18 protein-coding genes are annotated in these 23,078 nt (G+C 43.1%); 15 read left to right on the plus strand and 3 right to left on the minus strand.

The genetic code is table 11. The features are described 5' to 3' along the window. Positions 1 to 175: 175 nt before the first annotated feature. From A5868_RS00170 to A5868_RS00190, 5 genes are all read left to right on the plus strand, one after another. Positions 176 to 2,140, plus strand: coding sequence for a DHH family phosphoesterase (locus tag A5868_RS00170; RefSeq protein ID WP_086305995.1), 1,965 nt, complete (start codon positions 176 to 178; stop codon positions 2,138 to 2,140). Continuing rightward, entirely contained in the window at positions 2,137 to 2,589 is a 453-nt protein-coding gene (gene rplI / locus A5868_RS00175) for a 50S ribosomal protein L9 (protein WP_010782256.1), read from the plus strand. Before A5868_RS00170 ends, rplI begins: the two co-directional genes overlap by 4 nt. Positions 2,590 to 2,718: 129 nt before the next feature. Beyond that, entirely contained in the window at positions 2,719 to 4,080 is a 1,362-nt protein-coding gene (gene dnaB, locus A5868_RS00180; RefSeq protein ID WP_010782255.1) for a replicative DNA helicase, read from the plus strand. Positions 4,081 to 4,344: 264 nt separating this feature from the next. Then, entirely contained in the window at positions 4,345 to 5,637 is a 1,293-nt protein-coding gene (locus tag A5868_RS00185; RefSeq protein WP_010782254.1) for an adenylosuccinate synthase, read from the plus strand. Between the two features lie 74 nt (positions 5,638 to 5,711). Then, complete coding sequence (locus A5868_RS00190) at positions 5,712 to 6,578, plus strand: DegV family protein (protein WP_086305994.1); 867 nt, start codon at positions 5,712 to 5,714, stop codon at positions 6,576 to 6,578. A gap of 85 nt (positions 6,579 to 6,663) precedes the next feature. Here the strand turns inward: A5868_RS00190 and A5868_RS00195 are convergent, their stop codons facing one another. After that, positions 6,664 to 7,557 (minus strand): LysR family transcriptional regulator, encoded by an 894-nt coding sequence (locus A5868_RS00195; protein ID WP_010782252.1) that lies wholly within the window; start codon positions 7,555 to 7,557, stop codon positions 6,664 to 6,666. 122 nt (positions 7,558 to 7,679) lie between these two features. Between A5868_RS00195 and A5868_RS00200 the strand changes: the two genes are divergently transcribed. Together A5868_RS00200 and A5868_RS00205 are read left to right on the plus strand one after the other, a co-directional pair. Then, complete coding sequence (locus A5868_RS00200) at positions 7,680 to 9,320, plus strand: malolactic enzyme (protein ID WP_010782251.1); 1,641 nt, start codon at positions 7,680 to 7,682, stop codon at positions 9,318 to 9,320. Between the two features lie 14 nt (positions 9,321 to 9,334). Next, positions 9,335 to 10,300, plus strand: coding sequence for an AEC family transporter (locus A5868_RS00205; protein WP_086305993.1), 966 nt, complete (start codon positions 9,335 to 9,337; stop codon positions 10,298 to 10,300). Positions 10,301 to 10,367: 67 nt separating this feature from the next. Here the strand turns inward: A5868_RS00205 and A5868_RS00210 are convergent, their stop codons facing one another. After that, entirely contained in the window at positions 10,368 to 11,987 is a 1,620-nt protein-coding gene (locus tag A5868_RS00210; RefSeq protein WP_086305992.1) for an ABC-F family ATP-binding cassette domain-containing protein, read from the minus strand. A gap of 139 nt (positions 11,988 to 12,126) precedes the next feature. Between A5868_RS00210 and A5868_RS00215 the strand changes: the two genes are divergently transcribed. Continuing rightward, complete coding sequence (locus A5868_RS00215; protein ID WP_240318362.1) at positions 12,127 to 12,504, plus strand: PTS sugar transporter subunit IIA; 378 nt, start codon at positions 12,127 to 12,129, stop codon at positions 12,502 to 12,504. A 39-nt stretch (positions 12,505 to 12,543) separates the two neighbouring features. On the opposite strand, the gene spxB is transcribed toward A5868_RS00215, so the two are convergent. Continuing rightward, positions 12,544 to 14,265, minus strand: a complete 1,722-nt coding sequence (spxB, locus tag A5868_RS00220; protein WP_086305991.1) for a pyruvate oxidase — start codon at positions 14,263 to 14,265, stop codon at positions 12,544 to 12,546. Between the two features lie 225 nt (positions 14,266 to 14,490). On the opposite strand from spxB, the gene A5868_RS00225 reads away from it, so the two are divergent. The 7 genes from A5868_RS00225 to A5868_RS00255 all read left to right on the plus strand — a co-directional run bounded on the left by A5868_RS00225 (position 14,491) and on the right by A5868_RS00255 (position 23,065). Next, positions 14,491 to 15,309 (plus strand): ZIP family metal transporter, encoded by an 819-nt coding sequence (locus A5868_RS00225; RefSeq protein WP_086305990.1) that lies wholly within the window; start codon positions 14,491 to 14,493, stop codon positions 15,307 to 15,309. Between the two features lie 234 nt (positions 15,310 to 15,543). After that, positions 15,544 to 16,584 carry a zinc-binding dehydrogenase gene (locus A5868_RS00230; RefSeq protein WP_010782245.1) on the plus strand — a complete coding sequence of 347 codons (1,041 nt, stop codon included), beginning with the start codon at positions 15,544 to 15,546 and terminating at the stop codon, positions 16,582 to 16,584. Positions 16,585 to 16,614: 30 nt separating this feature from the next. Then, positions 16,615 to 17,127: a PTS sugar transporter subunit IIA gene (locus tag A5868_RS00235; protein ID WP_425268415.1), complete on the plus strand. Its 513-nt coding sequence runs from the start codon at positions 16,615 to 16,617 to the stop codon at positions 17,125 to 17,127. Between the two features lie 21 nt (positions 17,128 to 17,148). After that, entirely contained in the window at positions 17,149 to 17,445 is a 297-nt protein-coding gene (locus A5868_RS00240) for a PTS sugar transporter subunit IIB (RefSeq protein ID WP_010782243.1), read from the plus strand. 44 nt (positions 17,446 to 17,489) lie between these two features. Beyond that, positions 17,490 to 18,761, plus strand: a complete 1,272-nt coding sequence (locus A5868_RS00245; RefSeq protein WP_010782242.1) for a PTS transporter subunit IIC — start codon at positions 17,490 to 17,492, stop codon at positions 18,759 to 18,761. A 116-nt stretch (positions 18,762 to 18,877) separates the two neighbouring features. After that, positions 18,878 to 21,766 (plus strand): sigma 54-interacting transcriptional regulator, encoded by a 2,889-nt coding sequence (locus A5868_RS00250; protein ID WP_086305989.1) that lies wholly within the window; start codon positions 18,878 to 18,880, stop codon positions 21,764 to 21,766. Between the two features lie 66 nt (positions 21,767 to 21,832). After that, complete coding sequence (locus A5868_RS00255) at positions 21,833 to 23,065, plus strand: RuBisCO large subunit C-terminal-like domain-containing protein (RefSeq protein WP_086305988.1); 1,233 nt, start codon at positions 21,833 to 21,835, stop codon at positions 23,063 to 23,065. Positions 23,066 to 23,078: the final 13 nt, after the last annotated feature.

Raw genomic sequence — 23,078 nt, forward strand, 5'->3', positions numbered from 1 at the left:
ATTTTAAAAGAGACTTCATTTTTGAAGTCTCTTTTTTTGTTTCACGTGAAACATTCAAGAAAGTCGCTTGCTAGAGGAGATTGTGATAGAATTACACTGTTGGACAATTAACTTGTTTTACTTGAAACTTGCTTGTTAGTAGTTAAACAAGCGTGATTAAAATAGGAGGGTATAAATGAAAAATAAACCTCAAATAAAATGGTCTTTTTTCTTCCTCTGTTTATTATTGATTCAATTAGCAGCGATCTTTTTGTTGCCATTTACTATTTTGACAGCAGGGATTGTTATATTAATTGACCTTTTGTTATGGATTTATACGGTCTTTTTGAGAAATCGTATTGAAATCAGCAATCAGCAAAAAATTCAATATGCCTCTCATCGTGCCCAAGAAGCGTTGGACTATGTGTCCGAGGATATGCCAGTAGGGATCATTACCTGGGATGAAAATAATACGTTTATTTGGACAAACCCAGCGATAACAAAAAGTGTGCAAGATCTGACAAAAGAGGATCAGCAGGACATGGTCAATGAGCTGCTGCAACGAGCTGAAAAGGGAAAAAGTATCTACAAAATAGGTGATATCCTCTATCATTTTGATTTGAATCATGAGAAGCGTGTCGTTTATTTGATTGATATAACGAAGGAATACGCATTAGAGAATAAAGAAAAGCAACAACAAGCAGTTGTGGGGATTCTTTCTGTCGATAATTATGATGATGTGATAGATCGTCGAGATGATAAGGAGATTTCAAATTTGAATTCCTTTATTACAACAATTATTTCTGACTGGATGGACTCCTATCAGATTTTCTATAAGCGTGTGAATGCGGAGCGTTTCTTTCTTTTCGCTAGGTATGATGATCTGGAAAAGATGATTGAGAATAATTTCAATTTGTTAGAGCATATTCGTGTTTCAGCAGAGAAGCAAGAGATGCTGATTACTGTTAGTATGGGAATCAGTTATGGAACGGAGTCTCTAGAGGTCATTGGCGATGAAGCGCAAAACAATCTGGATATTGCCCTAGTGCGAGGCGGGGATCAGGTAGTCGTTAAAAATGCTGGTGAGGGAAATAAACCTGTCTTCTATGGCGGAAATTCAGCGAGTGCGGCGAAAAGAACAAGGGTACGTTCTCGTGCCATGTCAACGGCCTTGAAGAATGTGTTCAATCAAACGGGCAATGTTTTCGTTATGGGGCATCGTTTTCCCGATATGGATGCCATTGGTTCGGCGTTTGGTGTTGCCTGTTTAGCCCGATACCATGATAAGAACGTTCAAATTGTAATCAACGAAGAAGAGACGATTCCTGATGTAGAACGTTGTTTGGAAGAGATTCATCAAAACGGGGATTTAGAAGATTTGTTGATTTCACCCGAAATGGCTAAGAAGCAGCGGAAGCCAGGCGACCTGTTAGTGATGGTAGACTATCATCGACCTTCGTTATCCATTGACCAGGAATTATATGAGCAGTTTGAAAATATTGTTATTATTGATCATCATCGAAGGGGAGAAGAATTTCCTGAGAAATCATTATTAACTTATATTGAATCTTCTGCATCCTCCGCTTCAGAACTGGTAACAGAGTTGATTCAATTTGAAAGCAATGAACGACAAAAAATGAGCAAGATGACAGCTACTTTGCTGCTTGCTGGAATTACAGTCGATACGAAAAATTTTGCAGTACGGACCACGGCTCGAACATTCGATGTCGCTAGTTATTTAAAGACTTGTGGAGCGGATGCTTCTTTAGTACAATATTTATTGAGTACAGATATTCAGTCTTACCTGGAAATCAGTAAGCTGGTAGGTGAGAGTGACTATGTTAGGGATGACATCGTAATTGCTACAGGGACAGATACCCAAGAGTACGATAGCGTAACAGCAGCCAAGACTGCGGATACATTATTGTCGATGGTGGATATCAATGCAGCCTTTGTCATTATCAAACGTACAGATGGGGTAATCGCGATCAGTGCACGCAGCTCTGGGACGATTAATGTCCAGATTGTGATGGAAGCATTGGGTGGTGGCGGCCATTTTACAAATGCCGCTACTCAATTGAAGGATAGCAGTATTGCTGAAGCAAAAGAACAATTGCTCGAAGCAATCAATAAACAGTTAACGGAGGGGACAGAAGAATGAAAGTAATTTTTTTACAAGATGTTAAAGGTAAAGGAAAAAAAGGTGACGTTAAGGAAGTCCCAACAGGATACGCACAAAATTATTTACTAAAAAATCATCTAGCGAAAGAGGCTACAAAAAGTAGTATCTCAGAACTAAGCGGACAAAAGAAAGCGCAAGATAAAAAAGCTGCAGAAGTATTAGCAGAAGCAAAAGAATTGGCGGACTTTTTAGCAAAGGAAGAGACGGTTGTCGAAATCAAAGCCAAGGGCGGCGAAGATGGACGATTGTTTGGTTCGATTCCTTCGAAGCAAATTGCGGAAGGCTTAAAGAAACAGTATGATCTGAAAATTGATAAGCGCAAAATTGAGCTAGAAAATCCAATCCGTACACTAGGCTATACGAACGTTCCTGTCAAACTACACACAGAAGTAGAAGGAATAATTAAAGTCCATGTGGTAGAAGAATAAATCATTCGAAAAGAATAATGACAAGAGGAGTATGAGGATTCTTGAAAGTAAGAGAATTCCTTATACTCTTTGTTGTATTTAGTGGATAGATTTTGTAAAATAGATGGACGAAGAGGAGCGTAAACAAACATGAGCGAAATGTTACAAGATCGTGTGCCGCCACAAAGTATTGAAGCCGAACAAGCGACGCTGGGCTCTATTTTTTTGGAGACAGATGCGTTGATTACGGCTATGGAGTACATAGTTCCAGAAGACTTTTACCGTCGCGGTCATCAATTGATTTTCCGTGCAATGATTCAACTAAACGACCGCAACGAAGCGATCGATGTAGTAACGGTGAAAGAATTACTAGAACAACAAAATCAGCTGGAAGATGCGGGTGGTTTAAGTTACTTATCTGAATTGGCTTTAAGCGTTCCAACGGCAGCCAATGTAGGCTATTATGCGAAGATCGTAGAAGAGAAATCTCTCTTGCGGAATTTGATTCAAACGGCTACGAATATCGTGACCGAGGGTTTCGAGCAAGGAGACGACGTACAAACGATTTTAGATGCTGCCGAACGGAATATCATGGAAGTATCAGAGCGACGCAATAAGAGCGGTTTTTTGACCATCAGTGAGGTGTTGAATACCGCGATTGAAAATATTGATCAATTAGCGAGAAATGATGAAGAAATTACGGGCTTGCCTACGGGCTATGCTGCGTTAGATAAAATGACTGCTGGATTACAGTCGGAGGAATTAATCATCTTAGCAGCGCGTCCGGCGGTTGGTAAAACAGCCTTTGCTTTGAACATCGCCCAAAATGTAGGCACGAAGACAGATAAAGCAGTTGCGATATTTAGTTTGGAAATGGGTGCAGAGTCACTTGTCAATCGGATGTTGTGCGCGGAAGGGTCTATTGAAGCGAGTCATCTACGAACAGGACAATTATCAGAAGAAGAATGGCAAAACTTGATCGTTGCGATGGGGAGTCTATCTCGCGCCAATATCTTTATTGATGATACTCCCGGAATCAAAGTTTCTGAGATTCGAGCGAAGTGTCACAAGTTAGCCAAAGAAAAAGGAAACCTTGGCTTGATATTGATCGACTACCTGCAATTGATCGAAGGAACAGGGCGTGAGAATCGACAACAAGAAGTATCCGAGATCTCACGTCAGTTGAAGAAGCTGGCAAAAGAGCTGAAAGTACCGATTATTGCCTTGTCTCAGCTTTCTCGTGGTGTTGAACAGCGTCAGGATAAGCGTCCGGTATTGAGTGACATCCGTGAATCAGGATCTATCGAGCAGGATGCGGATATCGTGGCTTTCTTGTATCGTGATGACTATTATGATCGTGAAGGCGAGGAAGACGAAGAATCTGCAGCAAATCGAAATGTGATCGAAGTAATCATTGAAAAGAATCGGAGCGGGGCTCGAGGGACTGTTGAGCTGCTCTTTATCAAGCAATACAATAAATTCTCTTCCTTATCGCCTAGAGAAGACTTTTAGCGCAAGTTTGAACCTTGCGCTTTTTTTGTTGGAAATTTCGCAGTCTAAACCGAAAGCGTGATACTGTCTGCGTTTAACTCGAACCAGGCGGTAAAAGAAGGGATATCCGAAATTTAAATCATTTTTATGAATATTGAAAAATAATGTTCGTGATTTCGCCTGTTTTTATAATCTTTATATTCTAATATTCGAATTTTCATTGAAGTATAGGCTTATTCTTGATACAATGATTCAGGATTAAATAAAATTAAATGAGGTGTTCAGATGTCATCTGTAGTAGTTGTAGGGACGCAGTGGGGCGATGAAGGTAAAGGAAAGATCACGGATTTTTTAAGTGAGAATGCAGAGGTCATTGCTCGTTACCAAGGTGGGGACAATGCCGGTCATACAATCAAATTTGACAATGAAACATATAAATTACACTTGATTCCTTCTGGGATTTTCTATAAAGAAAAAACAAGTGTCATCGGAAATGGCGTAGTCGTTAATCCGAAATCATTAGTAACAGAATTGGCTTATTTACACGAACGTGGGATCACGACGGATAATCTGCGTATTTCGGATCGTGCGCATGTGATTTTGCCGTACCACATCAAATTGGATCAATTGCAAGAAGACGCAAAAGGTGAAAATAAAATCGGTACGACGATCAAAGGGATCGGACCAGCCTACATGGATAAAGCAGCCCGTGTAGGTATCCGTGTGGCTGATTTATTGGATAAAGAAATTTTCGAAGAACGTTTGAAAATCAATTTAGAAGAAAAGAATCGCCAATTCGTTAAAATGTTTGATGATGAAGCGATGAGTTTTGATGATATTTTTGAAGAATATTACGAGTACGGACAACAAATCAAACAATATGTGACGGATACTTCCGTTATTCTAAATGATGCTTTGGATCAAGGAAAACGTGTATTGTTTGAAGGCGCGCAAGGCGTTATGCTGGATATTGATCAAGGGACGTACCCATTCGTGACCTCATCGAACCCAGTTGCTGGCGGCGTAACGATCGGCAGCGGTGTGGGGCCTGCGAAGATCGACAAAGTAGTAGGTGTCTGCAAAGCCTATACGTCTCGTGTGGGTGACGGTCCTTTCCCAACCGAACTTTCTGATGAAGTGGGCGATCAAATTCGAGAAGTTGGTCGCGAATATGGTACAACGACAGGGCGTCCGCGTCGTGTTGGCTGGTTTGATTCTGTAGTGATGCGTCATTCAAAACGCGTTTCAGGGATCACGAATCTATCTTTGAACTCTATCGATGTATTGAGCGGTTTAGAAACGGTTAAAATCTGTACGGCATATGAGTTAGATGGCGAATTGATTTATCATTACCCTGCAAGCTTAAAAGAATTAAATCGCTGCAAACCTGTCTATGAAGAATTGCCTGGCTGGAGTGAAGATATCACTGGTTGTCGTGATTTAGCAGACTTACCAGAAAATGCGCGGAATTACGTTCGCCGTATCTCTGAACTTGTCGGTGTTCGCATCTCTACCTTCTCTGTAGGTCCCGATCGGACACAAACAAACATTCTGGAAAGTGTCTGGGCACAAATCTAACATATTGTGAGACAAGCAACCAATTATCGAGTAAAATAGATTTACTACTAAGTGGGTGTTTGGAGGATTTTAAAATGTATCAGATTCTGACAGATTCATGTTGCGATGTGCCTTATGAAATACTGGATGAGAACAATGTTGATTTTATTTCGATGTATGTTTCAATAGATGGCAAGGAATTCGCTGATGACTTGGGTCGCAGTTTTAAAATCGATGATTTTTATCAACAAATCAAAGATGGCGCGATGCCAACAACATCACAAGTAAATGTTGGACGTTATGTAGAGTTTTTCCGCAGCTATGCAGAAAAAAATATCCCAATTTTGTATATTTGTTTCTCTTCAGGTATGAGCGGGTCCTATCAAAGCGCGATGCAAGCCGTCGCACTTTTAAAAGAGGAGCTGCCAGCGGCTGAAGTGTATGTCGTAGATTCCCTTGCTGCTAGCGGCGGTGAAGGACTAATGGTCTATGAAGCAGCAAAAAAACAGCAAGCAGGAATGCCTTTAACCGAATTGCATCAGTGGTTAGAAGAGAATAAATTAACGTATCATCACTGGGTAACGGTCGATGATTTGCATCATTTGCAACGGGGTGGGCGTATCTCTAAGACAAGTGCTGCGATCGGAGGATTGATGAATATCAAGCCGATCATTACTGTGGATGTTGCGGGCAAATTGCAAAATGTTGAAAAGGTACGAGGCCGTAAAAAAGCCTTGCAGCTAGTGGCTGACAAAATCGGCGAAGCAACAGCTGATCCAGCAAATCAAACGATTTTCATTACGACTAGTGGGGATCAAGAAGGTGCTGAGGAAGTGAAGCGTCATTTGGAAGAACGTATCCAGCCAAAAGAAGTACAGATTTTTCCTCTAGGAACGACGATCGCTAGTCATACAGGTCTAGGATGCATTGCTGTTTTTACACGAGGTGAAAAACGAAAGTAATAAACAAGAGAAAAGCTATTGGATTTTCTCAGATTGTAGATAAAAAGGACGTCCCAAACTCGCAAGTTGAGTTTGGGACGTCTTTTTATTCGCTATTTTGATGGCTGAAGTCGCGGATCAAGTCAATTAATTGTCCCCGTAGTGTTGAATTCAACACTTGCTCTCGTTGGACAAGCGAGATGATAAATGACGGCTGCGGCTGATCGGTGATAGGGATCATGACTAAATGATCGTCGGGTGAAATAGCTAATTCTGCTAAGAAACCGATGCCGATCTGTTCACGGATCATTCCTTTTAAAATGTTCAAATTACTATTTTGATAAATGATTTGAGGATCAAAATGCGCCTGTTGCGCCATTTTTTTGAAGGCGGTCGGATGGACGTAATGTTCATTCAGGAGAACAAAGGGTTCATCCTTTAGTTCTGAAAAAGCGACTTCTTTACGTTGTGCCAAAGGGTGATTTGGACTAACGACGATCATAAATTTCTTTTCGATCAAAATCTCACTAGTCAAATCATCGTCACGAATCGGTTGGGTGGAGCCAAGTAAAGCGAGATCGATCTTTCCCCGACGTAAAAGACCATACAGGTCTCGAGAGCCGCCGTCCACCAGATGAATATGACTCATCAGGTTATTCTTAAAAAGGTAAGAAGACAGCTTTGGAAAGTAAAAATTTCCAATGATCGGCGGTAGGCCAAAATCCAAAGTTTCTTCTTTTAAGCGATCGATTTCAGTAACTGCGATCGTGACTTCTTTTAAAATGTTTGAGATATGGCGAGAAAGAATGAGCCCGGACTGCGTAATGATCAATTGTTTGTGGGATTGATCCCGATAAACCAATTCTGTGCCCAGCTCTTCTTCTAATCGTTTTACCGCATAGGTGATGGTAGGTTGACTAACGTGAAAGGCATTCGCCACTTTTGTAAAGTTCTTTTCACGGACTAAGCGTTGAAAATATTCTAGGTCTTTAAAGTTCATAACAATCTCCTTTTGTGAAAACAGCGTATCATATAAATAAAATTTATCCCAAGCTTTTGTTTTGACTATAGACTGTAAAAGCGTGTATCGTCCTAACTGTAATCAATAAGGAGGAGTACACCATGACAGGCATTGAAATTTTAAACAATCCATTTTTAAATAAAGGAACCGCATTTACCAAAGAAGAACGGAAGCAATACGGGTTGACTGGGATGCTGCCATCAAAGGTTCAGACGTTAGACGAACAGGCAGAACAAACCTATGGTCAATACCAAAGCAAAACAACGAACTTGGAAAAGCGCCTATTCTTAATGGAAATCTTCAACACGAACCGGACGCTGTTTTATAAGTTGATGGGGCAGCACGTTGTTGAATTCATGCCGATCGTTTATGACCCAACGGTAGCGGATTCGATCGAACAGTACAATGAGTTGTTCGTTGAACCGCAAAATGCCGCATTTATCTCCATTGATGACCCAGAAAGCATCAAAGAGAGCTTGAAGAATGCTGCTGCTGGACGTGACATTCGATTGATCGTTGTCACTGACGCAGAAGGAATTTTAGGAATCGGCGACTGGGGCGTGAATGGTGTCGATATCGCCATTGGTAAGCTGATGGTGTACACCGCAGCTGCGGGCATCAATCCTTCGCAAGTATTACCTGTCTCGATCGATGCCGGTACGAACAATCAAGAATTATTGAGTGATCCATTATATTTAGGAAATAAACATGAACGTGTGTATGGTGACACGTACTACGAAGTGATCGATCAATTCGTAGCAGCCGTCGAAGAACTGTTTCCAGAAGTCTTGTTGCACTGGGAAGACTTTGGTCGGTCCAATGCAGCCACGATTTTAGAGAAATACCAAGACAAAATCACTACGTTCAACGACGATATTCAAGGAACCGGGATCGTTGTTCTAGCAGGTGTCTTAGGTGCTTTAAACATTTCTCAAGAAGAGTTGACCAAACAAACGGTGATGACTTTTGGTGCTGGAACAGCCGGCGTTGGGATCGCGAACCAATTGATGGATGAAATGAAACGTCAAGGGTTATCAGAAGAAGAAGCACGGAAACACTTCTATATGGTAGATAAACAAGGGGTGCTCTTTGAAGATACGGAAGAGCTGACAGAAGGACAAAAAGCATTTGTTCGTCAACGCAGTGAATTTTCAAATGCGGAGGAATTAACCAATCTTACAGCGGCGGTCAAAGCGATCCACCCAACAATTATCATTGGGACATCTACTCAACCAGGTGCCTTTACAGAAGAAATCGTACGAGAAATCGCGGCGAATACCGATCGTCCTATTATTTTCCCATTGTCTAACCCGACGAAATTAGCAGAAGCAACTGCGGAAGATCTAATCAAATGGACCGATGGAAAAGCCTTGATCGGAACTGGGATTCCGGCTGATGATGTGAAATACAATGGTGTGACGTACCAAATCGGTCAAGCAAATAATGCGCTGATGTATCCAGGCTTAGGACTTGGAATCATTGCTTCTACTGCGACACGCGTAAATGGTGAGATGCTCTCACAAGCCAGCCACGCATTAGGCGGGATCGTTGATACGAGCAAACCAGGTGCAGCCGTATTGCCGCCTGTGTCTAAATTAACTGAATTTTCTCAAACGATCGCTGAAGTCGTAGTGAAAAGCGTCGTTGATCAAAAATTGAATAAAGAAGAAATCAAAGACATCAAACAAGCCGTAGAAGATATGAAATGGTATCCAGAATACCAACCGCTTGATGTTGATTAAGAGGAGGAAAAAAGATGATTTTCTTTCAATCGATTCAAAGTGTATTAAGCATCATTATCATGATTGCTTTAGGCTATATATTAAAAAGGCAAGGCTGGTTTGATGAAAGCTTTGGTAAAAGTATTTCATCTTTGATCACACGCGTGGCATTGCCAGCTTCGATCTTTGTATCTGTGTTAAAGAACTTAACGAAAGAAAGCTTGTTCCAATTATCGGGTAGTTTGATCTACCCGGTTGGAGCAGTGATTATTTCTTATATTTTGGCCTATGCTTTGGTCAAAATATTGAAGATCCGTCCAGGGCGTCGCGGGATATTTATGAATGCGGTCGTCAACGCAAACACGATCTTCATTGGCTTGCCATTGAACATTGCCTTGTTCGGTGAAAAAGCGTTGCCTTACTTCTTGGTGTATTACGTGACGAACACCGTCTCCACTTGGGCATTTGGAGTATTCTTGATCTCAAACGATGACCCAACGAAGGTCAAGGGCGAAAACAAAGCCAAATTAAACTGGAAGAAATTATTGCCGCCACCTTTACTAGGATTTATTGTAGCGATCGTCTTCTTATTAATTGGCATCCCTGTGCCCGGATTCATCAATGCCACCCTCGGGTATGTCGGAAGCATCGTAACCCCGCTGTCCCTGCTTTATATTGGTATCGTTTTGTATGATGCGGGATTGAAGAGTATTCGATTCGATCGGGATACGGTTGTTGCTCTATTAGGACGGTTCGTTTTAGCACCGGCTGTGTTGATTGCCTTGATTGCGATCGGCTCAAATTTCTTCGGTGCAAACTTAGCGCCATTATTGAAACAAACATTGGTCGTACAATCTGCGACTCCAATGCTGGCAGTATTGCCGATCTTAGCAAATGAAGCCCACGGCGACGTTAAATATGCCACCAACTTAGTTACAACAAGTACGATCTTATTCGTAGTCGTTGTGCCGATCTTGATGGAATTAGTTCAATTTATCTAAGCTGTCAGAAGAAGCAAAAAGCATCCGCGAAACTTTCGCGGATGCTTTTTTGGTGTCTGGATTTTTCCTAGTACAATTGGCTCAATTGTTTTTGGACTTCTGGATTTTCTAAGAATTCATCGTACGTCGTTTCTGCACGGTCAACGACCCCGTTTTCAGAAATCGCAATGATACGATTGGCGATCGTTTGAATGAATTGGTGGTCATGAGAGGCGAATAAAAGCGAGCCTTTATACGCAATCAACCCATCATTCAATGCAGAGATAGATTCCAAATCTAAGTGATTGGTTGGATCATCTAAGACTAAGACGTTTGATTTAGAGAGCATCAGTTTTGAAAGCATGCAGCGGACTTTTTCGCCCCCGGATAAAACATTCACGGGCTTCATCACTTCATCTCCAGAAAACAGCATCCGACCTAAGAAGCTGCGTAGGAAGGTGTTGTCGTCTTCTTCTTTGCTGGCATATTGACGCAGCCAATCAAGAATCGGCATCGCGCTGTCAAATTCTTTTGTCGTGTCTTTTGGCAAGTAGGCTTGGCTGGTCGTTACACCCCAGCGCACAGACCCTGTGTCGGGTGTAAGATCCCCCATGATGACTTTAAATAGCGTAGTAGTTATTAAGTCATTCTCAGCGACAAAGGCCACTTTATCGTCACGGTTCAACGTGAAAGAGATGTTGTCTAGAATTTTTTTGCCATCGATCGTCACACTGACATTATCGACTTGCAATAAGTCATTCCCGATTTCTCGTTCAGGTTTGAATTGTACGAATGGGTAACGACGTGACGAAGGCTGGATGTCGTCTAATGTGATCTTGTCCAACATTTTCTTCCGTGAAGTCGCTTGCTTAGACTTGGATGCATTGGCACTGAATCGTGCGATAAAGTCTTGTAATTCCTTGATTTGTTCTTCTTTTTTTGCATTTTGCTGCGACTGTAATTTTGTTGCTAATTGGCTTGATTCCAACCAAAAGTCATAGTTTCCGACATACAATTTGATCTTTCCGAAATCTAGGTCCGCCATGTGTGTACATACTTTGTTCAAGAAGTGACGGTCATGGGAGACAACGATCACGGTATTATCAAAGTTGATCAGGAATTCTTCCAACCAGTTGATGGATTGGATATCCAGCCCATTCGTCGGTTCATCTAGTAATAGAACATCTGGTTTGCCGAAAAGTGATTGTGCTAGCAAGACTTTTACTTTTTGGCCAGCCGTTAATTCGCTCATTTTTAATTGATGCAAGTCTTCAGGGATATTTAGCCCTTGTAAAAGAACGGCTGCTTCAGGCTCTGCTTCCCAGCCGTCAAGTTCAGCGAATTCCCCTTCCAGTTCTGCTGCACGAATACCGTCTTCATCAGAAAAATCTTCCTTCATATAAACGGCGTCTTTTTCCTGCATGACTTGGTATAAGCGTTCGTGGCCCATGATGACTGTTTCAAGAACCGTGTACTCTTCAAAGTCAAAATGATTTTGCTTTAACACAGCCATTCGTTCATTGGGTCCTAAAGTAATAGAGCCGGTAGAAGGCTGGATATCGCCTGCTAAAATCTTAAGAAAGGTTGATTTGCCGGCACCATTGGCTCCGATCAACCCGTAGCAATTGCCGGGAGTGAATTTAATATTTACGTCGTCAAATAATTTACGGTCAGGAAACTGTAAACTAACGTCATTTACTGTAATCAATGATTTTCCTCGCTTTATCAGTATTGGCGCAAGGCCTCTTTGCATTATATCGGGGAACATCTGAAGTTTCAAGTCAACCGTTAAGAATTTACTTGGGATTTAAAATAGGATAGACTTGGCAATGAAGGGATGTGTCAGTATGATCGGGATAATTATCGCGACCCACGACCATTTAGCGGACAGCCTGTTAAAAACGGCTGAATCTATTTTGGGCGAACAACAGGGTGTGAAGACGATGAATATAGAACCGGGCGCCACTGGTCTGCAAGAGAAGATCGAGGCGTTTGCCAAAACGTTCTTGGATGAAGTGGATGAGCTCGTTTGGCTTGTAGATATGTTCGGCGGCACGCCATTTCGTTACGCCAGCTATTGTGTGATCAATGATTCGCGGCAGTATTTGGTGACAGGAGTCAACTTGCCGATGGTCTTGCAGGCGTTGGTGAATCAAGAGTTACCGGCAGATGAATTGACGAAGCAATTGGAAATAGAAGCAAAACAAACGATTCGTAGAATGTAAAAAAGGATGTGCCAAAATTTTTGGCACATCCTTTTTGCTTTATTTCAAGAGTTCACGCAAGGTTGGCATGTCGTGAACGTGATATTTTTCTTTGAAAGCCGTGATTTGCTCTGGGGAGAATTTTTCGGGTTCTAATTCTAGAGCTTCGACTGGCAATGGACGTTCGTCTTTGATCTTGATATCGATCACGACGGGACGCTTACTTGCTTTGGCCGCTGTGAATGCAGGCTCTAGTTGGCTGTACTCAGTGATCGTAAAGCCATCTGCGCCCATTGCTTCACCGACTTTCCCGAAATCAGCACCTTCTAGGAAGACACCAAATTTTTGCTGCTCTGTATCTTCTTGCTCGGCTTCAATGAAGCCAAAGGCATTGTTTGAAAAGACTACGTTGATGATCGGCAGCTCATATTTTACTTGAGTGATGATGTCTTGCATTTGCATCGCAAATCCGCCGTCACCGCTGAAGGTAAAGACTTGTTTGTCTGGATAGGTCAATTGAGCGGCGATTCCTCCTGGAACCCCATTTCCCATTGTAGCAAACCAGCCAGAGGTCGTGTATTGTTGTTCGCCGTTCATTTCCAAGTGACGGATCGTATTCACCGTGACATTCCCCACATCACTAACGAAGACCGCATCCTCTTCGGCGATGCGATTGATTTCTTTAAAAACAGGCTCTGCGCGTAATGGGGTAGAGTCGTCATCATAGAAGCTCTTGCGCCAAGCGTGCCAGTTGCGGATATTTTCTTGATTTGCTTTGAACCAGTCATCTGCTGGACGTGCTTCGCCAAGTTCTACCCAGCGGCGAAGGGCCGTCGCACCGTCACCTAAAACAGAATAATCCACATTGTGGCGACGACCGAACTTAGAAGCATCGATGTCGACTTGGATAAACTTCGCTTCTGGGTTGAAGAAGTAGCGGCCAAATGGGAAATCACTGCCGACAAAGACGATCAAATCGGCATCCGCCAACGCTTCATTGGCCGGTTTGGTTGCCACACGTGCCGCAAAACCTAAAAAGTTTTCATATAAATCTGGGACGATCCCTTTTGCTAAAACAGCCGCTGCGACCGGCATTGAAAAATGTTCAGAGAAGGCTTTGATGGCATCAAAGCCGCTGCGCACGCCTTGTCCGATGTAAAGAACAGGCTGTTTTGCTGCTTCGATCACTGGCAATGCGGCCTTCAAGTCTTCCTGATCAGGAAGGATGACACCTGTTTTATGATTTTTCGCAGTGGCAACTTTTGTGTCTTCGATGTCTTCAAACCCGTAGTCTACAGGAATCGTGACAACAGCCACACCTTTATTTTTGTAAGCGGCTTTGATTGCTTCATCAATGACATGAGGCAAGCTTTCCGGCGTCATAACGGTCCGGTTATAGACACTGACATCGGCGAACATGGGGTTTTCATTTAATTCTTGGAAAGCATCATAGTTCATAGAAGTAGAGGCAACCTGTCCTAACAGAGCCAAAACTGGGACATGATCCATTTGCGCGTCATACAAGCCATTGATCAAGTGACTAGCACCTGGTCCCGCAGAACCGAAGACGGCACCGACTTTCCCTGTTAACTTAGCATCTGCTGCTGCGGCAAGAGCACCCGCTTCTTCATGACGTACTTGGATATACTTAACCGTTTCGCGTTCGTGATAAAGAGCGTCCATTGTTGAGTTGAATGATCCACCGGGAATTCCATAAATATGATCAATTTCCCAAGCTTCTAAAACATTGACCATAGCAACGTCTGCGTTGATTTTTGACATTTTATTCACTCGCTTTCTTTTCGTAAGTTTCCTACCCGGAAAGTATAACGCGTCTTGAAAAAACCGGCAAAGAATGTGTCTCCGAAAGACGTTTACAGGGTTGCCTAAAACATGATATGGTTAATGGGAATAAACGTTTTCATGGCGAGGCAGTAAATAGATGTTTCTGCTTGCTGTAGGAATGTGAGATCAGGCAACAACGAGGAATCAAATGAGGAGGCCGTTATGATTGAGTGGCTATTAAGCTTAGATGCTTGGCAACAGGCATTAGTAGGGACATTGTTCACGTGGGGAATGACCGCATTGGGAGCAGCGCTGGTGTTCTTCTTTAAAAATATTAATCGGAATGTATTAAATTTGATGCTGGGCTTTGCTTCTGGCGTGATGATCGCAGCGAGTTTCTGGTCGCTGCTAGATCCGGCTATCGTGGCCGCAGAAGAGAATGGATCGATCCCCTGGTTAGTCGTTAGTCTAGGGTTTGGCTTGGGCGGTTTGTTCTTATATCTCGCGGATAAAACGATTCCCCATATGCATTTTGGGCCAAACAAAGAAAAAGAAGGGTTGCCGAGTCATTTAAAGCGGACGATCTTGCTCGTGTTTTCCATCACTCTGCACAATATTCCAGAAGGTTTAGCTGTGGGGGTTGCTTTCGGAGCCGCAAGCGAGGCAGCTAATCCAACAGCCGCTGTTCTAGCAGCGATCTCCGTCTCATTAGGGATCGGGATTCAAAACTTTCCAGAAGGCGCGGCCGTATCTATTCCTTTGAGGCAGGAAGGCTTGAGCCGCACACGGTCTTTCCTTTATGGGCAAGCATCCGGTCTTGTAGAGCCGATCGCGGCGGTGATCGGGGCGCTTTTAGTAACAAGTGTCGAGCCGTTATTACCTTATGCGTTATCCTTTGCGGCGGGGGCGATGATCTATGTTGTCGTAGAGGAGCTGATTCCTGAAGCACAGGCAACGACGGATAGTAAACATCATTATGGTGTATTCGGTGCAATGTCAGGGTTCATAATCATGATGATTTTAGATGTAGCGCTAGGCTGATTAACCAATAGTTTCTTAAAGTCATGGAGAATTTTCTCTGTGGCTTTTTTTGCGTCGCAAGAATGAACAAACAAAAATGAAGTCTTTTGTTTGTTCATTCTTGCCAAGATAGAAAGCAAAAAATTACTAAAAATCATTGGTAGCGCTTTCTTAGTTGCGGACAAACGCTTTATTGCATACTTTTGGCATAGTTCTTGCTAGGTAATAAAGTGAAGAATAAAAAGGAGTGATCAAATGAAAGCAGAAGTGTTATACGGACCGGATGACGTTCGATATGAGGATGTCGAAGAACCTTCGTGTCCGTCCGATGGCATCAAAGTGAAAGTGATCGGTTGTGGAATTTGTGGTTCTGATTTACGGACATACGGTGGAGGGTCCAAAAATTCGATTTTACCTGCGATCTCGGGGCATGAGATTGTAGCGGAGGTTATTGAAAGCCAGTATGATCGCTTTCCGGAAGGGACCAGGCTTTCTATTGCGCCTGTAATTGTCTGCGGAGAGTGTTGGTATTGTAAAAATGGCATTCAAAATTTATGCGACAACATTCGAATGATCGGAACAGCAGAAGGGATCGCCGGCGGTTTTGCAGAATACATCGCATTTCCAAAAGAAATTATTGATCATGGCTGTTTTAATGCTATTCCTAAAGATATCGATCCTATTGATACGGTCATTGCTGAGACGGCCTCGTCGGTTTTATGCGCGCAGATCAACACAAACATCGTGATGGATGATTTGGTTGTGGTCATTGGCGCTGGAACAATCGGTTGTTTACACAGTGAAATCGCGAAGATACGCGGCGTCAAAGAGGTCGTGATTGTAGAAATGAATAGTGACAAGGCGGAGCTTGCTAGGAGTCAAGGATTTGATAATGTTCTCAACATGAGCAGTTCAGATCCTAAATTAAAAGAACTTGTTTTAGAAAAAACAGATGGAAAGGGAGCGGACGTTGTTATCAGTGCCTGTCCAGCAGGGCAAGCACAAGCAGATGCGGTGGATCTGGCACGCAAACGGGGGAAAGTCATATTGTTTGGCGGGATTCATCCATCTAGTGCAAAGCTGTTAGATACAAATGCGATTCATTACAAGGAGATCATGGTATATGGAGCCTCTGCTTATTCGCCGGAGATCAATCGGAAGGCGCTTAATCTAGTATTGAACAAGCAATTGGATTCCAAAAAATTTATTACGCACAACTATGAATTGAAAGACTTGGCCCAAGGATTTGCGGACATGCGTGCTGGAAAAATGATCAAAGGAGTCATCATTCCATAGTCAAAAGCTGTTTTTCAGGTAAAAAAGGAGGTGTACGGTTTGGATAAAACAACTACTGAAAATCAGATCTTTAGTAAAAATGACATTCACGGATTGATTTCTGAGGAAACAGATCGGGATCAATTGATTCATTTGCTGGCTGCTGAGATGGCTAAATATGGGATGGTCGAGCCTTGTTATGGAGCTTCTGTACTGGAAAGGGAAAAAGAGTTTCCGACAGGTGTTCCGACGATGCCCGTACCGATTGCTATTCCCCACAGTGAACGTTCACAGGTATATAAACCAGGTATTGGTGTGGCCGTTCTGCGAAACAGTGTGAAGTTCTCAAGTATGGAAGATCCAACGTGTTTATTAGATGTCCGAGTCGTCTTTATGCTGGCGGCTAGTCTGAATGATGAACATTTGCATATGATCAAAGATGTGATGGAGATCATTCAAGATTCAGAGGTGGTCAATGCATTATTGGCTGCGGAAACAACAAAAGAAATTGAAGCGATCATGCACCAAGAATTTGCAAAACGTGAACAAAAAAGAGGCTGGTAATCAAAGAAAGGGGTTTTAAAAATGGCTGAAGAAAAAATCGTAGTAGTGGTGTGCGGGGCAGGGTTTGCGACATCGACGGCAGGAGAAAATGAAGTAAAAAAATTGGCAAAGGAATTAGGCATCAAAGTTAAATTAAACAAACGGCGGGCGACAGAATTAAAAACTGTGTTAAGTACGATGAAACCAGATATGTATCTATTGATGACACCGGTATCCACGGAGTTGAATGCACCTAAAGTCAATGGCGTTCCTTTTATTTCAGGAATTGGAAAAGAAGAAGCGTTAGAAGAAATGCGTCAAATTCTTAAAGCTGAGTAAATGGGTGGAAAATGAAAAAGAATCGTTAGAATGGAGGGAACTTGATGTTTGATGTAATCAATCAGGGATTTCAATGGTTTACAGGGCTTGGTAGTAACGGGATTCTTTGTGTGGCACTTTTAATCATCGGTCTTGTTTTAGGGCTAAAAGTTGGTGACGCAATTCGTTCGGCATTAACAGCGACAGTTGGTTTTATTGGTCTAAATTTAATTGTAGATATGTTGATCGCACAGATGTCGCCTGCAACAATGGCGATGGTTGAGCGGATGCATTGGAATCTTGACGTAGTAGACATTGGTTGGGGCTTGATGGGAATGGCTTGGGGACAACCAGCGTCTGGAATGGTGATCATTGCTTTGATTGCCACGAATATTGCTTTAATTTTCTTGAATTTTACGAAGACGTTGGATGTGGATTTTTGGAATTATTGGTCATTTGCCGCCAGTGCTGCACTTATTTATGGAGCAACTCAAAATGCGGTATTCGCCGTTGCAGCCGCGTGTATCTATATGGCCGTATCCTTGAAATGGGCAGATATCGTAGCACCTAAATACCAAGAGTTTTATGGAATCCCAGGCTGTTCCTGGCCGACGGGTGCGATCATTGCTCCTGCAATGATCGGGATTCCAGTCGTGAAGCTGCTTCAAAAAATTCCGGTGATCAAAGATATCAAAGCGGATCCGGAAACAATGGAACGTCGAATGGGAATATTTGGCGAACCCATCGTGATCGGGGCAGTTTTGGGGATGCTGATCGGTATTGTTGCAGGATATGATGTACGAAAAATTATGCTGCTTGGTTTTAATATGGCTGCTGTGATGATTCTTTTGCCTCGAATGATCCAGATCATGATGGAAGGCTTGATATCCATTTCTGATCAGGCAAAAATCTTTACTGGGAAATACATGAAGGGCCGCGAGGTATGGATCGGAATCGATGCTTCTACGATCATGGGGAATCCCGCAACGATGTCTTCTATTTTGATCATGACACCCGTTGTGACATTCATGTCGATTATTCCAGGAAACCGAATGCTTGCGACAGCTTCATTAGTGGCGGTTCCGTGGTTCATTATCGGGATAACTGCTTATGCGAAGGAAAATATTTTACACATTTGTTTAGCAGCAATGGTGGTTTTCGCGATTTACTTTTGGTGTGCGACAGCAATGGCAGGTGCACATACAGAGATTGCGAAGATCGTTGGTTCTGAGCTTCCAGAGGGCACGTCGTTAATCAGTAGTTTATCTGAGGGAGGGAACCCAATCACCTTCATAATGTATAAGATCCTAGACCTCTTAGGCTTCGTGAAGTTCTAAATTTGTAAGGTTTGTATGCAAATAGAACTTTATTCAGCAGGGTACTTCATAGTACGATGAAATAAATCACGACGCTTATTTTATCGTTGTTGAAATCTGTTTAAGGAGGAGAAAAGATGAAATCATCGGGATGGACACATCTGCTTCGTTTGGTAGAGGCAGAAGACCCTAAAAATCCATTGACAGATCAAGAACTTGCTGAATTATTGAGAACTTCTCGAAGCAAAGTAACATCCATGCGGAAAAGTGCGGGGATAGATAATTCCAGAGAACGCCGTGAAGCGGTTTTATTAAAAGATATCCAGTTAATTTTGAAAGCGGATTCTAAAATCAGCATGACGCAGCTGACGAAAGAGTTGACTCAAAAGGGGTATCGCATCACGTTGAACAGTACGATCCATTTTATGGATCAAAAAGGCTTGAGCGCAGATACGAAAAAGCCTGCTGTCCAAGAAGTGAAAAAGGATGCTTTCTCTGGGATCATCGGTTCGCAGCGGAGTTTGAGCATGCAGGTAGAGCAATCAAAAGCAGCAGCGATGTATCCGCCAATCGGATTACATACCTTGATCGTGGGTGAAACAGGGGTAGGAAAAAGCATCTTAGCAGAAGCCATGTACAAGTTTATGGTGAATAACAAAAGAGACGAAACGATTCCTTTTGTGGAGTTGAACTGTGCAGATTACGCAGAAAATCCACAATTACTGACAGCACAGTTATTTGGTTACAAAAAGGGCGCTTTTACAGGTGCAGAATCCAATCGAGAAGGACTGATTGATCAGGCCAATCAAGGCATTCTATTCCTTGATGAAGTTCATCGGATGCCGCCAGATGGGCAAGAGATGTTGTTCCAATTAATCGATAAAGGGGTCTATCGTCGTCTGGGAGATCGTGATTTGAGAAAAGCACAGGTCATGATCATCGCAGCAACGACAGAGGATGTAGAGACGAGTCTATTAGATACCTTCCGGCGCCGTATTCCTATGGTGATCACGGTACCCCCTTTGTCGTCTCGAGGAGTAGATGAAAAATACGACATCATTACGACCTTCTTCCGCCAAGAGTCCATTCGGGTGAAACGGGAGATCCTCATTAAAGCAGAGGCCGTCAGAAGTTTGCTGCTTTTGCAGTACCCAGGAAATATCGGTGAACTTCGGAGCAAGATCCAAGTAGCGTGTGCAAAAGGATATCTCGCTTGTATGCACCAATCCGACAGCGGTTCGCAGATTTTGATCGATAATGAGACGTTGGTGCTCCACACTTTGCCAGAAAATCAGGAATTGTCGCCGGAGCTGAAACATTTTTCGGCAAACGATTTGATTGTTTATCCAACAGATAGGGTCTCTGTACCAACACAGCCAATCAATGATCCATACGAGTTTTCCGAAGGCTTGTATCGAATCATTGATACGGAATATGTGAAACTGCAAGGCAATTATTTGACGGAAAAAGAGATCGATTCAACTATTTGGAAGTTGATCGAAAAGAAAATATCCCGCTACATCACGACGATTCAGAATGGGAAGCAAGTGCAGCAGTTAAAAGACAATATTCAGACGATCGTCGAACAAGATCTGGTACAAATGGCGGAAGAGATGTTAACGATTGCGAAAAAAGAATTAGGTGAATTGGATCAGACGCTGCTCTTTTGTTTAGCGACGCATTTTAATGCATCGATCAAACGGATACGCAGTGGGGAAGGTATCTTGAATCCGAATTTGGCGAATGTCAAAAAGCATTACCCAAAGCAATTTAGAGTGGCCAATCAAATGGCTGAGCTTGCCCCTAAATATATCGGAATCCCGCTGCCGGATGAAGAAATTGGATTTATTGCGATGTATTTGTCCGCTACGACGGATGCAAAAGTCAACGTTGGGAAAAATATTGGCACGATCGTTGTCACACATGGAAAAGTTGCCGCTGAAATGGTCGCTGTCGCCAATGAACTGATGGGAAGCTCACACTTAGCCGCATTGTGTATCAGCTTAGATGAGAGTCCTCGATTTATTTATAGCCGTTTGTTAGAGATGGTGAAGCAAAACAATCAAGGACGGGGTGTGTTGATTCTCGTTGATATGGGTTCCCCGGAGACTTTTGGGGATCAGATCGCAGAGGAATTAGGGATCAATGTTCGAACAGTGACACGCGTCGATACGTTGATGGTATTAGATGCCATTCGCAAAACACAGTTGATCGAGATGAACTTGGATGAAGTGGCCGATTCGTTGGTTGAACAGAAGAAGAGTGTTGTCTTGGGAAAAAGAAACAACACGCTTAAAGCAGAAGCATTTATCTGCTTTTGCTTAACCGGACGAGGTTGTGCCCGATATCTTTTTGAACACTTGGAAAACGATGTGTTGGAGCTATCGCCGAAAGTGAAGTTTGTTTTTTTAAGCTTGTTGAGCGAACAGACGATGGAAGAACAAATCAAAGAAACGGCGCAGCAATACAACATTATCGGCATTGCGGGCGCCTTCAATGTCTCGACAGCGGATATCCCTCTCATAATGATGAATGATATCCAGAAGAAAGCAGCCGTCCGCCAATTTTTAGCACAGGTAAAGGAACGTCAACACCAGTTGAATGTGGCATCTCCGCAATTATTCCAGCCGGAGTTGGTTTTTTTGCAAGAAGAGGTAGCGACGAAAGAAGAAGCAATTGCCTTTTTATGTCAAAAACTACAGGCATCAGGAGCTGTTGAAGGACATTTTCTTCAGACCGTTATGGACCGAGAAGCAGTGGTCCCGACTGTTTTAGAAACGGGAGCAGCTATTCCTCATGGGTACTTCTCAGAGGTAAAATACGCAAAAATCGCTGTTTTGATTCCTAAGCAGCCGATTCCTTGGGGCAATGGACGTGAGGCAAAAGTTGTCTTGATGCTGGCTTTTACGGAAGCAACAAGTCATCTATTCGGCAACATTTACAATGTCATTGCCAATCACCAACTCGTTGATCAAATTGCAGCAAGTAACGAAAGAGACCAAGTCATAGAATACTTGAACAGTTAGTAGAAGACGGTTTCGTTTCGGAGCCGTCTTTGATCTATAAATTTTTGAAAAGAGATGAGGAGAAGAATGAAATTTGAAACGTTGAAGATGGCGGAAGGGTTAGGGCAGGATTTTTTGATTGCGACCTATTACATGCGTTCAGAAAAGGAACCAGATCTTTATGACTGGGTAAAATTAGTAGCTGGAGATCAAAGCGCAGGCACGTGGACGCACGTAGAGGGCGAGACGCCAGAAGTCATTGAGCGTTACGGCGCAAAGGTCTTAGGAATTTATCCTATGTCCGATGGCATTTCATGTGTGGCGCGGGTCGCTTTCCCGATCACGAATTTTCAGCCTTATATGGCGATGGTCATCAGTACTGTTGCCGGCAATGTCTTAGGACAATCAGGCATTCGATTGGTCGATGTGGAATTTCCCGAGTCTTTATTGAAGGAATTTACCGGACCGTTACTGGGTGTCAGCGGCATTCGGAAAAAATTAGGCGTGATGGATCGTCCATTAGTAGGTGCGATCTTGAAACCATGTATCGGGGTTCCCCCAGAAGCGAGTGCACAAGGTGCAGCAAACGCGGCTTTGGGTGGCGCAGACGTGATCAAGGACGATGAGCTGTTGAGTGATCCAGCTTATTCACCGATGGTTGATCGGGTAAAAACGGTCATGAGCTATTTAAAAGAGGTAGGAAAAGAGCAATCTACCTTGTACGCCGTTAATATTACCGGACGAAATATCATCGAGCGGGCGCAGTTAGCCATCGAAGCAGGTGCGAATGCGTTAATGGTCAACTACAACGCATTAGGTTGGGGCGCTACCGAAGACTTAGTCCGTTTCTTAAAAGATCAAAACGTGGAGATTCCCATCTTTGGTCACTGTGCCGGCGCAGGCGCTTATTACAAAGCAGAAAATAATGGCCTATCGGCAGCGTTGAGCTGCGGAAAATTGCCCCGGCTGATCGGAATGGACATGCCGCTGGTTTATCCAGATAGCGGGCGTTTTGGCACGACGACAGATGAGCTGGTCGAGACACACAGTGCGTTGTCGACACCGATGCAAGGAATCGAATCTGCCTTTACAACGGTCGCTGGAGGCGTTCATCCTGGGACGATCGAGTATTTGATGGGGTTGTTAGGCAATGAAACGATCTTAATGGCTGGAGGCGGTATTTATGGACATCCGGCAGGTGCGGTTTCAGGCGCAAAAGCATTGCTTCAAGCAATCGAAGCAGTGATGCAAGAAGTGCCAGTCACAGAAGCGGCGCAGACGTATGAAGAATTGCAGCAGGCGCTGGCTTTCTGGTCTTAAAATAAGGGGGACT

The sequence above is a fragment of the Enterococcus sp. 12F9_DIV0723 genome (assembly GCF_002174375.1).
Taxonomy (GTDB): Bacteria; Bacillota; Bacilli; order Lactobacillales; family Enterococcaceae; genus Enterococcus_A; species Enterococcus_A gilvus.